Raw genomic sequence first — 12,363 nt, 5'->3', positions numbered from 1 at the left:
GGCCGGTGTGGCCGGTGGCGCCGGCCCGGTACGGCGGGGACCGGCCGGCGGGGGCGGTTCGCCCGCCGGCCGGTTGCCGAGCCGGTTGTACACTCGGTCACTCCGTGGCCCCCGACCGTGCCCCCGGTCGCCGGCCCCGCCCCGTCACCGATCCAGGGGAGGCACCGTGCCAGCAGCACTGCCGCCGGGTGTTCCGGACGCGGTGCTCCAGGTGATGGGCAGCGCCCTCCTGACGACCACCGACGGCGCGGTCGACTGGTGCAACGAGGCGGCCGTCCGGCTCGGCCAGGCGATCGGCACCGACCTGCGTACCCTGCCGCTGGCCACGGTGACCCCCGACGGCCCGTCCCGGGAGCTGCCCTGCCCGGTCCCCGACGGCAAGCCCCACTACCTGCGGGTGACCTGCCGACAACTGCCGCGACGCGACGACGTCGGCCCCGAACTGCTCTACGAGGTCGCCGACGTCACCGCGGCCCGCGCCGACCGGGCCCGGGCCGACAACTACGAGTGGCGGCTGAAGCACATCGAGGAGCTGTCGAAGGTCGGCACGTGGGAGTGGGACCTGGCGACCAACGACGTCATCTGGTCACCGACCCTGCTGTCGATGTTCGGCCTGCCGGCCGGCTCCACCCTCGACTACCCGGCCTACCGGGCGATGCTCTACCCCGACGACGTCACGATGATCGAGTCGACCCTGGCGGCGGCGCTGGAGCGCCCGGCACCGTTCAGCTACACGCACCGCATGTACCTGGCCGACGGGCGGACGCTGCGCGTGTTCGAGTGCTACGGCGAGGTCTTCACCGACGCCGGCGGGGCGCCGGCCCGGGTCCTCGGCACCGCGCACGACGTCACCGAGGTCCAGCGGGTGCAGGACGAGCTGACCTATCTCGCCGACCACGACCCGCTGACCGGGCTGCCGAACCGGCGGGCGCTGACCGCGGCGATCAGCGGCGCGGCCGCCCAGGGCCGGGCCGGCGGCACCCTGCTGCTCATCGACGTCGACAACTTCAAGGACATCAACGACCTACGTGGGCACGGCGTCGGCGACGAGGTCATGCGGCTGCTGGCCCGGCTGCTGACCAGCCACCTACCGGCCGGTGCCGTCGTCGGCCGGCTCGGCGGCGACGAGTTCGCCGTCCTGCTCGACGGCTACGACCCGGCCGCGGCGATGGCGGTGGCGGGCCGGCTGTGCGACCTGGTCGCCCGGACCCCGTTCGCCGTACGCGGCGAGCCGCTGCGGGTGACCCTGTCGATAGGTGCCGCCCCGTTCGAGCCCGGCGACGACCACGACCTGCTCCTCGCCCACGCCGACCTGGCGCTCTACCAGGCCAAGGACGAGGGCCGCAACCGCGCCCGGCTGTTCGCCCCGGAGCAGCACCGGCAGGCCGCCCAGCGGGTCGGTGTGGTCTCCCGGGTCCGCCGGGCCCTGGACACCGGCCGGCTCGAACTCGACGCCCAGCCGATCATCGACCTGTCCGACCTCGGGGTGCACAGCTACGAACTGCTGGTCCGGGTCCGCGACGGCCACCTGCCCGAACTCGAACCCGCCGACTTCCTGCCCGCCCTCGAACGCGGCGACATGGTCTGCGAGCTGGACCGCTGGGTGGTCGAGACGGCGATCCGGGCCCTGGCCCGGGCCACCGCCGCCGGCGTGGCCCTGCGCTTCGACGTCAACATCTCCAGCCGTTCGCTGGAGGACCCGTCGTTCGGCGACTGGGTGGTCCACGCCCTGCGGTCGGCCGGGGTGCCGGCGACCCGGCTCGGCCTGGAGATCACCGAGACGACCGCGATCGCCAACCTGCACGACGCCCGCCGGCTCGCCTCGACGATCACGTCCGCCGGCTGCGGGTTCAGCCTCGACGACTTCGGTGCCGGATACGGTTCCTTCGTCTACCTCAAGCACCTGCCGTTCACCACCGTGAAGATCGCCGGTGAGTTCGTCCGGCATGCCGACCACGGCGGCCCCGACCCGATCCTCGTCGACGCCGTCGTACGGGCCGCCCACGGGCTGGGCATGTACACCGTCGCCGAGCACATCGACCGGCCGGAACTGGTCGGTGTGCTCAAGATGCTCGGCGTCGACCGGGGGCAGGGCTTCCACCTCGGCCGGCCGCAGCGCCTCGACGACCTGATGCGGCGCACCATACCCCTCGACGCGGCAACCGGGGTCCCATAAGGTTTTCTGGCGCCGATCCCGGCGTCCTTCGACCTGTGTGGAGGATCGCGTGAGCGAGCTTCGCGAGCGAACCATCCGGCTCAGTCTCAGACACGGTGCCGCCGAGCGGAGCGAGGTGGCACCGTGCTCGTGACGTTTCCGGTCGCCGTCGACCTCTCCACCACCGCCGTGTCGTCCGCGGCTGCGTTCTACTCCCGGCTGCTCGGCTGGTCGGTCGACGGCTCCGGTGACGCCGTCGTCGCCACCGTCGACGGGGTCACCGTGGCGACGGTACGCCCCACCCGCACCTTCCACTCCGGATGGTCGACGGTGTTCGGCACCGCCGACCCGACCGCCACCCGGGCCGGCATCGTCGCCGCCGGTGGCCGGGTGTACGGGACGGACCCGGCCGGGATGCTGCGGGCCGCCGACCCGGCCGGCGCCACCTTCGCCGTGACCACCGGGCACACCCCGCCGCCACCCGGCCCCGGCCGGCCCTCCTGGTTCGAATACATGACCACCGCCCCGGCGGCGGCCGACGACTTCTACCGGGCCGCGCTCGGCCTGTCGCCGGTGCGTCCCGACGGGGCACCCGACGACGGCTTCGTGCTGTTCACCGCCGGCGGCCGGCCGGTCGCCGGCCGGCTCACCCTGCCGCCGGAACTCGCCGCCACGGTCCCGGCCGGCTGGATGGTCTACTTCGGCTGTGTCGACGTCGACGACACCGTCACCGTCGCCGCCGATCTCGGCGCCGTCGTCGTCGTACCGCCCCGGGACACCCCGACCGGGCGGCTGAGCACGCTGGTCGACCCGACCGGCGCGGTCTTCACGCTGCTGCGCCCGGCCCGCTGACCAGCGACACCACCTCGTCGGCGCAGCCCCAGGCCAGCGTCATCCCGGCCCCACCGTGCCCGTAGTTGTGCACCAGCCGGACCCCGCCGGGCAGCCCCACCGGGTCGGCTTCCACCCGCGGCCCGCCGTGCCGGGCCGGCCGTAGCCCGGCGAGCCGGGCGAGCACCGGGGCCCCGGCGAGTTCGGGTACCAGGGCGGTGCACCGGGCCACGATCGCGGCACTGGCCGCCTCGTCGGGGCCGGTGTCGTACACGTCCGGCTCGAACGTGCCGCCGAGCACGACGTCCCGGCTGCGCGGGTGGACGTACGTGATCCCGGCCGGGTCGTCCTCGTCGCGTACCGACACGTGCAGCCCGGGGTTGGCGACCACCACGATCCGGCCGCGCGCCGGGTGCACCGCCGGGTCGGCGGCGAGGGTGCGGGCCCCGAGCCCGGACGCGTTGACCACGACCGGGGCGAGGTCGGCGACGTCGGCGAGCCGGGCGAGCCGGGCGAGCCGGCGTCGCACCAGCCGCCCGCCGCCGGCGACCAGCCGTTCGGCGAGCCATTCCAGGTACGGCCCCATCTCGACGCCCGGCACGGTGAACCGCCACCGCCCCGTGTACGGCGCCGGCACGTCCCGGTCGACGGTGAAGTCGCGGGTGGCCGGCGACCACCACGGGTCGGCCGGCGCGGGTGCCCGCAGCAGCATCCGGGTGGGGCGCATGACCACCCCGGGTACGCCCCGCGCCGCCTGGTCGGCGTACTCGTCGAAGGTCCGGTGGGCCCGTTCGAGCATGCGGGCGCTGCCGTCGGTGTGGGTCGGGTACCAGACTGCGGCCGCCACCCGCGACACCGTGTCCGCCGGCTCGTCCGCGGTCAGCACGAGCACCCGCGCGCCGGCCTGTTGCAGTCGCAGCGCGCTGGTCAGCCCGACCACACCCGCTCCGACGATCACCACGTCAGTCATGCGTCAAGGCAACCGCGCCGCACCCCGTGCTGTCCAAGACGACCCGGCTACCAGCCGATAAGCACAGCTTATGATGACGGACATGGATCTGCGCCGGCTGCGCTACTTCGCGGTGCTCGCCGAGGAACTGCACTTCACCCGCGCCGCGAAACGGCTGCGGATCGCCCAGCCGGCGCTGAGCCAGCAGATCCGCGCCCTCGAACGCGAGGTCGGGGCCGTGCTGATCGAACGCACCGGCACCACCGGCCTCACCCCGGTCGGCCGCGTCGTCGCCGCCGAGGCGGCCACCCTGCTCGCCGCCGCCGACGCCGCGCAGGCCCGCATCCGGGCCGCCGTACGCGGCACCGAGCGCCTCCGGCTGGCCTACACCCGGTCGGCGCGCGGCGGCCGGGTCGACGCCCTGATGGCCCGCTTCCGCGCCGAGAACCCGCACGTGGAGGTCGTCGCCGAGACCGGCTGGACCGCGCCGAACGTCGAGGGGCTGCTCGGCGGCCGGTTCGACGTCGCCTTCGTCCGCCCGCCGGTCGATGAGCCCGGCCTGCGCTGCGTGCACGTCGACACCGAGGAACTGCTGCTCGCCGTACCCGCCGGCCATCCGCTGGCGGCCCGGCGCCGCATCCCCCGCGAGCCGCTGGTCGGCGAGCCCGCCGTGATGTGGCCCCGGGAGAACGGCCCCGGCATGTTCGACCGCACCATCGCCCAGGTCTGGCCGCGTGGCGGCTTCAACCTGGTCCGCCATGAGCCCGACGACGAGCAGCTGCTGCGCGCCGTCGCCGGCGGCTCGGTCGTCGCCGCGGTGCCCGCCGGCCGGGCCCGTGCCCTACGGGTGCCCGGCGTACGGCTGCGCCGCTTCACCGCACCCGTGCCGACCGTCGACATCGCGCTGGCCCACCCGGCCCGCGCCGTGCCACCGGTGGTCCGCCGGCTGCTGGACCTGGTCGCCGTCGACCCCGTCACGGGGTGAGCGACCGCCGCGTGTCGACCAGGTGGTGCACCCCCTCGTGGATCGCGTCGCGGACCACCCAGTCGATGTTGCGGACACTGCGGTACGGGAAGTGCAGCACCGCCGTGTACGACCACTCCTCGTCGCGCAGGTCCTCGATCGCGTCGGCCAGCGCCGACGACGCCTCGGTCAGCCCGTCGAGCGCCGTTTCCAGGTCGAAGTTCTGGTAGGCGGCGTTGACCAGCGAATCGTCGCGGGGCACCGGCACCACCTCGGGCTCGTCGTGGACCAGCATCAGCCAGATCCGGTTGTGCTGCTGGCGCATGACGTCGGCGACGTGCAGGACGTTCTCGATCGCCGAGTATTCGTCCGGCGACGGCCGCCGGTGCACGATCCGCGGGTCGACGCCGACCAGCACGCCGCGGAACAGCGGCCCGAAGGCGCGGATCCGGTTGGCCAGCTCGGGGCTCTTCACCTCGTGGTAGCCGTACCCGCACTTGCCGCACTTGGTGGTCACCCGGCGGAGTTCCCCGCCGGGCGGCTCCCATCCCTGTGCCCGGGCCCGGCACGCGGCGCCGGCGGCCGGGGACCCGCCGGCGGCCGGTCACCGGCCCGTACGGTCAGGATCAGGTCGGCGACCAGCGCCGTCCAGCCGGTCTGGTGCCAGGCGCCCAGTCCCGCGCCGTTGTCGCCGTGGAAGTACTCCGGGAAGGCGATCAGATCCCGCCATCCGGGGTGGGTCTGGAACAGTTCGGTCGCCCCGTACATCGGGCGCCGGCCGGCTTCGTCGGGGACGAACATCGCGATCAGCCGCTCGGAGAGGTCGTCGGCGACCTCGGTCAGCGTCCGTTTGCGCCCCGACCGGGTCGGATGCTCCACCAGCAGGTCGTCGCCGAAGAAATCCGCGTAGTCGCGCAGCGCGCAGATCAGCAGGAAGTTCGTCGGCATCCAGATCGGGCCCCGCCAGTTGGAGTTGCCGCCGAACAGGCCGCTGGTCGACTCCGCCGGCTCGTAGCCGACGGTGAAGTCCTGCCCGCCCAGCGACACCGTGAACGGCTCGGCGAGATGCTGCCGGGACAGCGTCCGCAGCCCGTACGGCGACAGGAACTCGTCCTCGTCGAGCATCCGGGCCAGCAGCTTGCCGAGCCGGTCCGGGCCGACCATCGACAGCAGGCGCTGCTGCCGGCCACCGCCGGCCAGCCGGCGGGCACCGATCACGTCGGCGTACTCCGGCTTGTTGGTCAGGAACCAGCGCAGCCGGGCGGCGAGTTCCGGCATCCGGGCCAGCGTCGCCGAGGTCAGCGTCGTGGCGGCGGCCAGCGGCAGCAGCCCGACGACCGAGCGGACCTTCAACGGCACCCGGTCGCCGTCCGACAGCCGCAGCACGTCGTAGAAGAAGCCGTCCTCCTCGTCCCACAGCCCCTGCTCGGCGGCGGCCTCGGCGATGTACGCGAAGTGCTCGAAGAACTTCGTCGCGATGTCGGTGTACGCCGGGTCGTGCCGGGCCAGAATCGACGCGATGTCGAGCAGGTTGAGCGCGTACATGCCCATCCAGCCGGTGGCGTCGGACTGCTCCAGGACCCCGGCGACCGGCAGCGCCGCCGACCGGTCGAACGGGCCGACGTTGTCCAGGCCGAGGAAGCCGCCCTCGAACAGGTTGCGGCCGTCGGCGTCCTTGCGGTTGACCCACCAGGTGAAGTTGATCAGAAGCTTGTGCATCACCCGGGCCAGGAAGTCGTGGTCCCACCCGCCGTCGATCTCGAAGACCTTCAGCGCCGCCCAGGCGTGCACCGGCGGGTTGACGTCACCGAACGCCCACTCGTACGCCGGGACCTGCCCGTTGGGGTGCATGTACCACTCGCGTAACAGCAGCAGCAACTGCTGCTTGGCGAAGCCCGGGTCGACGCGGGCGATGGTGACGCAGTGGAACGCCAGGTCCCAGGCGGCGTACCACGGATACTCCCAGGTGTCCGGCATCGAGATGACGTCGAAGCTGTTCATGTGCCACCAGGCGTGGTTGCGGCCGTGGCGGCGGCCCTCCGGTGCCGTCGACCCGGGATCGCCGACCAGCCAGCGGTGCACGTCGAAATGGTAGAACTGCTTGCCCCACAGCACCCCGGCGAGCGCCTGCCGGGCCACCACCGCCTCGGCCCGCGAGGCGCGGGCCGGGATGACCCGGGCGTAGAAGGCGTCGGCCTCCGCCGACCGGGCGATCATCGTACGGTCGAAGCCGGCACCGAGGTCCAGTCGCGGCGCCGCTCCCCCGGCCGGCGGCGGCGCGGTCAGCCGCAGCCGCAACCGGATCCGGGCCTGTCCCCCGCCGGGTACGTCGAGCACGTAGTGCAGCGCCCCCTTGGTGCCCGTACGCTCCGGGTTGACCGTCGCCGCCCCGGACACCACGTGGTCGTTGATCCCGTCCTTGGGATACCGGGTCTGGCTCGGCAGCCCCCACAGCCGGTCGGCGTTGCTCTCGTTGTCGCACAGCAGCGACACCGGCTCGCCGTCGCCCTCCAGCACGATCTGGCCGAGCACCCAGTGCTCGCCGACCAGCCGGTTGTCCTCGCCGACCAGGCGCGGCACCCGGTCGCTGCCGGGCAGCCGCCACGACCACGTGTTGCGGAACCACAGCGTGGGCAGCACGTGCAGCCGGGCCGCCTCGGCACCGTGGTTGGCGACGGTGACCAGCAGGCACATGTCGGTCGGCGACTCCTTGGCGTACTCGACGGTCACCGCCCAGTACCGGTCGTCGTTGAAGACGCCGGTGTCGACCAGCTCGTACTCCGACTCGTCGCGACCGCGCCGGGCGTTGACCGCGACCAGGTCGTCGTACGGGAACGCGGCCTGCGGGTAGTGGTAGCGCCACCGCATCCACGAGTGGGTGGGCGTGGAGTCCTCGTACCACCAGTAGTCCTTGGCGTCCTCGCCGTGGTTGCCGCCGTCGCCGCCGAGGCCGAACATCCGCTCCTTCAGGATCGGGTCGCGGCCGTTCCACAGCGCCAGCGCGAAACAGAACGTCTGCCGGTCGTCGCAGACCCCGGCCATGCCGTCCTCGTTCCACCGGTACGCCCGTGACCGCGCATGATCATGCGGGAAGTAGTCCCAGGCCGTACCGTGCTCGCTGTAGTCCTCGCGCACCGTTCCCCACGCCCGCTCCGACAGGTACGGCCCCCACGACCGCCAGGCCCGTTCGCCGGAATCCGCCTCCCGCAGGCGCCGGCGCTCGGCCGATCCGATCCGCCTGAGTTCCTCCTCCTCGTCGCGTACGTTCTGGTCCCCGGGGGCCGGCACGTCGTCGATCACCGCCATATCCTCGATCTTGCCCGCAGACTTGACCACACTGGTGATTGTCACCGCGGCGTGTTACAGCCTCACCGTCGGTGCTCCCCGTAGCCCTCCCCAGGAGAAGCATTGATACCGATCAGTTTCGGTCCGCAGGTGTGCGGTCACCCGGAGGCCGGCACCGCCCGCGAGTGGCTGGTTCCCGACGGCCGCGGCGGCTACGCCATGGGCACCGTCAGCGGGCTACGCACCCGCCGCTACCACGGGCTGCTGGTCGTCGCCGACGACACCGGCGCCAACCGCCGGGTCGGCCTGGTCGGCCTCGACCCGGCCGTGGTGTTCCCGTCGGGCGCCCACGTACGCCTCGGCGCCCACGAGTGGGCCTCCGGCGACATCGACCCGCGCGGCTACGAACTGCTCGAACGCTTCGACCTGGTCGACGGGCTGCCCCGCTGGCGCTGGCGGATCGGCGACGTGGTCATCGAACGCGAGATCGCGATGACGTACGGCCGATCCTGCGTCGCCGTCGTGCACCGGCTGGTCACCGGCGGCCCGGTCCACCTCAGCCTCGCCGCGGTCTGCACCTGGCGCGACGCGCACGGCGAACGCCGCGCCGACGGACCCGCCCCGCACGTCGAGCCGGTCGCCGGCGGCGCCATCGTGGAGAGCGCGTTCCGGCTCGCCGGCCCGGACTGGGAGCCCGAGGGCCAGTGGTGGCACGGCGCCCACCACCGCGCCGAGGCGGCGCGCGGCCTCAACCCGAACGAGGACCTCTGGTACGCCGGCCGCTTCGCCGCCACCCTCGAGCGCCCCGGCGACACGGTGCAGGTGCTGGCCTGGGCCGACGACCTCGCCGACGAGCCGCCGCCGGCGGTCGAGGTGGTCGCCGCCGCCCGCCGGCGCAACCGGTCGGTCGTCGCCGCCGCGAAACCCGCCGACAACGTCGACGCGACCCTCGCGCTGGCCGCCGACGCGTTCGTGGTCACCACCGCCGCCGGCCCGGACGTCGTCGCCGGCTACCCCTGGTTCGGCGCCTGGTCCCGCGACACCATGACCGCGTACGAGGGGCTCTTCCTCACCACCGGACGCGCCGACGAGGGACGCGAGCTGCTGCGGGCGTACGCCGACCGGCTCTCCGAGGGGATGCTCGCCAACACCGCCGACACCGGCCGGATCGAGTACAACACCGCCGACGCCACACTGTGGTTCCTGCACGCCGTCGGCCGGCACGTCGAGGTGGCCCGCGACCCCGACCTGGCCGCCGAACTACTGCCGGCGCTACGCACCGTCGTCGACACCCACCTGACCGGCACCCGCTACGGCATCCGCGTCGACCCGACCGACGGCCTGCTCACCCAGGGCGCCCCCGGTGAGGCGCTGACCTGGATGGACGCCCGCGTGTACGGCGTACCCGTGACGCCACGCGCCGGCAAGCCGGTCGAGGTCAACGCGCTGTGGATCAACGGGCTGGCGACGGTGGCCGCCCTCGCCGAACTGGCCGGCACCGACGCCGGACCGGTACCGGTCGCCCACGCCCGGGCCGTCGAGTCGTTCCGCCGGCGCTTCCCGTCGTCGTCCGGCTGGCTGCACGACGTCGTCGACGGCCCCGCGCCGACCTACCCGCTCGGCGGGGCGCCGCACCACGACGACGACCACCTGCGCCCCAACCAGCTACTGGCCTGGTCGCTGCCGCACGCGCCGCTGGCACCGGACCGGCGGATGCTCCAGGCCGTCGGCGCGGCCCTGCTCACCCCGCTCGGCCTGCGCAGCCTGGCCCCGGGCTCGCCCGACTACGCCGGACAGCACCGCGGCGGCCCGGCCGACCGGGACGGCGCCTACCACCAGGGCACCGTCTGGCCGTGGCTGATCGGCCCGTACGCCGAGGCGCTGCACCGGGCCAGGCTGGAAATCGGCGAGTCGTTGATCGGAATCGAGTCTCATTTGCCCGAATTTGGCCTAGGGTCTGTCAGTGAGACCGCGGACGGGCAAGCCCCGCACGCCGCCACCGGCTGCCCCTTCCAGGCCTGGTCGGTTGCGGAGTTCAGGCGCGCCCGACGGTTTTGACCGTTTGCCGTTACACACCTGCAACGGCCGTGTCTTCGCTGGTTATCTGGTTCCCGGCACGATGGGCCACAACCCAGACGATGCGCTGACACCCGCACAGGTGTCTGGTCGCGCATGCGCCGGGACGATGCCGAGGGGGCGGGGCCAATGTCAACAAACGCCGAAGTGTTCGACATCAGAAGTCCGCGGCGGCAGCGGGTGCTGATGCTGTCCTGGGAATACCCGCCGGTGGTGGTCGGCGGCCTCGGCCGGCACGTACACGCGCTGTCGGTCGCCCTGGCCGCCGCCGGCCACGAGGTCACCGTCGTCACCCGGCACGCCGCCGGCGCCCCGCTCGAGGAGTACGCCGACGGCGTACGCATCGTCCGCGCCCCCGAGGACCCGCCGCTGTTCCCGCTCGCCACCCCGTCCCTGCTGGCCTGGACCATGGCGTTCAACCACACCCTGACCCGGGCCGCGCTGCGCGCCGCCGAGTCCGGCGAATACGACGTCATCCACGCCCACGACTGGCTCGTCACCCACACCGCCGTCACCCTCAAGGAACACCTCGACCTGCCGCTGGTCGCCACCATCCACGCCACCGAGGCCGGCCGCCACCAGGGCTGGCTGCCCGACGAGATGAACAGGTGCATCCACTCCGTCGAGTGGTGGCTCGGCCACGAGGCCGGCCGGGTCCTGGTCTGCTCCGAATACATGAAGTGGGAGGTGACCCGCCTGCTGGAGATGCCCGCCAGCCGGGTCGAGGTCATCCCCAACGGCGTCGACGACCGCGCCTGGCGGCCCCGGCCCCGCGCCGTCGCCGCCGCCCGCGCCCGGTTCGCCGGCGACGGCCCGCTGCTCGGCTTCGCCGGCCGCCTCGTCTACGAGAAGGGCGTCCAGCACCTGGTCAGCGCCGTACCCGAACTCGCCGACCGGCACCCCGGCCTGCGCGTCGTGATCGCCGGCGACGGGCCGTACCGGCCCGAACTGCAGGACGAGACCCGCCGTCTCGGCCTCGACGACACCATCAGCTTCGCCGGCTTCATGAACGAGACCCAACTGCCGGCCGTCCTCGCCGCCACCGACGCCACCGTGATCCCGAGCCTCTACGAGCCCTTCGGCATGATCGCCCTGGAGGCCGCCGCGGCCGGCGCCCCGCTCGCCGTCGCCGCCACCGGCGGACTCGCCGAGATCGTCGAACCCGGCGTCACCGGCGTCACCTTCCCGCACAGCGACCCCGGCGCCCTGGCCGGCGCCGTCGACAGCCTGCTCGGCGACGCCGCGTTTGCCCGAAGGGTCGCGCGCCAGGCCCGGTCGATGGTCAGCGAACGGTACGGCTGGGCGACCATCGCCGCCCGCACCGCTGCGGCGTACGCGTCGGCCGAACGCGACAACGCCTCGTTCGCCGCCCGCCAGGCGGCCGCCCAACTCGCCGGGGGCCGCCCCCGCGTGGTCGTCCCGGAAGGCAACCTCTTGACCCTCTGACTACGGATCAGAAGGTTAGGGGTTCGAGTCCCTTCGGGCGCACAAGATCGAAAGGCGTCTGACCTGCGGAAACGTGGGTCGGGCGCCTTCGTTGTTTCGTCCCTTGTGGATCTGTGGCGCTCCGGTGGTGCTCGGCTGATTCGTGCGTCCGGATAGTGACGCGGTGCCGGTTATGTTCGCGGATGGCTGCCCCGTGTTTCTGGGGTGTGGTTTGCCGAGGCGGTGGTCCGCCCAGGTACGTGCGGCGTCGGCGAGTGGCTGGCGGTGTGGGGCGGGGGCCTGGCGGGCGAGTTCGTCGTTGCGGTCGGCGACGGCTTGGGCGAACGCGGTGACGGCGTGGGGTGGGGCGGCAGTCCAGGCGGGATCTGTTGGGCCCATGCTTCGGCCTGGGTGGGGGTGTGGCCGGCGCGGATGAGGCGGACGGTCATCAGGACGGTGTCGATCCAGGCGGCGCCGCGGCAGGGCATGGACCAGTCGACGACGTGGGTGTGCCGGTCGATGAGGAAGTTGTACGGGGTGACGTCGGTGTGTACGAGGGTGTCGCCGTCGAGGGTTTGCGGGGGGGTGTCCCTATGGGGTTCGTCAAGCGGCGGGGCGGGGTTGGTAGAGGGCTTTGTCGCGGAGCATGGCGAACAGGACGTCGCAGCGGCGTCGGGC

8 protein-coding genes and 1 tRNA gene are annotated in these 12,363 nt (G+C 73.2%); 6 read left to right on the top strand and 3 right to left on the bottom strand.

Annotation, left to right across the window (positions count from 1 at the left end; all coding sequences use genetic code 11):
- The first annotated feature begins 166 nt into the window (after positions 1 to 166).
- Together AB0I42_RS28090 and AB0I42_RS28085 are read left to right on the top strand one after the other, a co-directional pair.
- The gene (locus AB0I42_RS28090) at positions 167 to 2,176 is read left to right on the top strand and encodes an EAL domain-containing protein (RefSeq protein ID WP_357541778.1); all 2,010 of its coding nucleotides are present in this window, start codon (positions 167 to 169) and stop codon (positions 2,174 to 2,176) included.
- A gap of 123 nt (positions 2,177 to 2,299) precedes the next feature.
- Positions 2,300 to 3,007: a VOC family protein gene (locus tag AB0I42_RS28085; protein ID WP_357541776.1), complete on the top strand. Its 708-nt coding sequence runs from the start codon at positions 2,300 to 2,302 to the stop codon at positions 3,005 to 3,007.
- On the opposite strand, the gene AB0I42_RS28080 is transcribed toward AB0I42_RS28085, so the two are convergent.
- On the bottom strand, positions 2,982 to 3,956 hold the full coding sequence (locus AB0I42_RS28080; RefSeq protein WP_357541774.1) for an FAD-dependent oxidoreductase: 975 nt from the start codon (positions 3,954 to 3,956) through the stop codon (positions 2,982 to 2,984). The genes AB0I42_RS28085 and AB0I42_RS28080 overlap by 26 nt on opposite strands.
- Before the next feature lie 82 nt (positions 3,957 to 4,038).
- Here AB0I42_RS28080 and AB0I42_RS28075 point away from each other — a divergent pair, with 82 nt between their 5' ends.
- On the top strand, positions 4,039 to 4,920 hold the full coding sequence (locus AB0I42_RS28075; protein WP_357541773.1) for a LysR family transcriptional regulator: 882 nt from the start codon (positions 4,039 to 4,041) through the stop codon (positions 4,918 to 4,920).
- On the opposite strand, the gene AB0I42_RS28070 is transcribed toward AB0I42_RS28075, so the two are convergent.
- Positions 4,910 to 5,416, bottom strand: coding sequence for a DinB family protein (locus AB0I42_RS28070; RefSeq protein ID WP_357541771.1), 507 nt, complete (start codon positions 5,414 to 5,416; stop codon positions 4,910 to 4,912). The genes AB0I42_RS28075 and AB0I42_RS28070 overlap by 11 nt on opposite strands.
- On the bottom strand, positions 5,413 to 8,244 hold the full coding sequence (locus tag AB0I42_RS28065) for a glucosidase (protein WP_357541881.1): 2,832 nt from the start codon (positions 8,242 to 8,244) through the stop codon (positions 5,413 to 5,415). Before AB0I42_RS28065 ends, AB0I42_RS28070 begins: the two co-directional genes overlap by 4 nt.
- 63 nt (positions 8,245 to 8,307) lie before the next feature.
- Between AB0I42_RS28065 and AB0I42_RS28060 the strand changes: the two genes are divergently transcribed.
- From AB0I42_RS28060 to AB0I42_RS28050, 3 genes are all read left to right on the top strand, one after another.
- Positions 8,308 to 10,242: an amylo-alpha-1,6-glucosidase gene (locus tag AB0I42_RS28060; protein WP_357541768.1), complete on the top strand. Its 1,935-nt coding sequence runs from the start codon at positions 8,308 to 8,310 to the stop codon at positions 10,240 to 10,242.
- Between the two features lie 147 nt (positions 10,243 to 10,389).
- Positions 10,390 to 11,706, top strand: a complete 1,317-nt coding sequence (locus tag AB0I42_RS28055) for a glycosyltransferase family 4 protein (protein WP_357541766.1) — start codon at positions 10,390 to 10,392, stop codon at positions 11,704 to 11,706.
- Positions 11,669 to 11,748, top strand: a tRNA-Arg gene (locus AB0I42_RS28050). Before AB0I42_RS28055 ends, AB0I42_RS28050 begins: the two co-directional genes overlap by 38 nt.
- The last annotated feature ends 615 nt before the right edge of the window (positions 11,749 to 12,363 follow it).

Source organism: Polymorphospora sp. NPDC050346, assembly GCF_040655695.1.
In the GTDB taxonomy this organism is placed as follows: Bacteria; Actinomycetota; Actinomycetes; order Mycobacteriales; family Micromonosporaceae; genus Polymorphospora; species Polymorphospora lycopeni.
The sequence above is the reverse complement of the archived record's forward strand: the minus strand, read 5'-3'. Positions and strand labels throughout refer to the sequence as shown.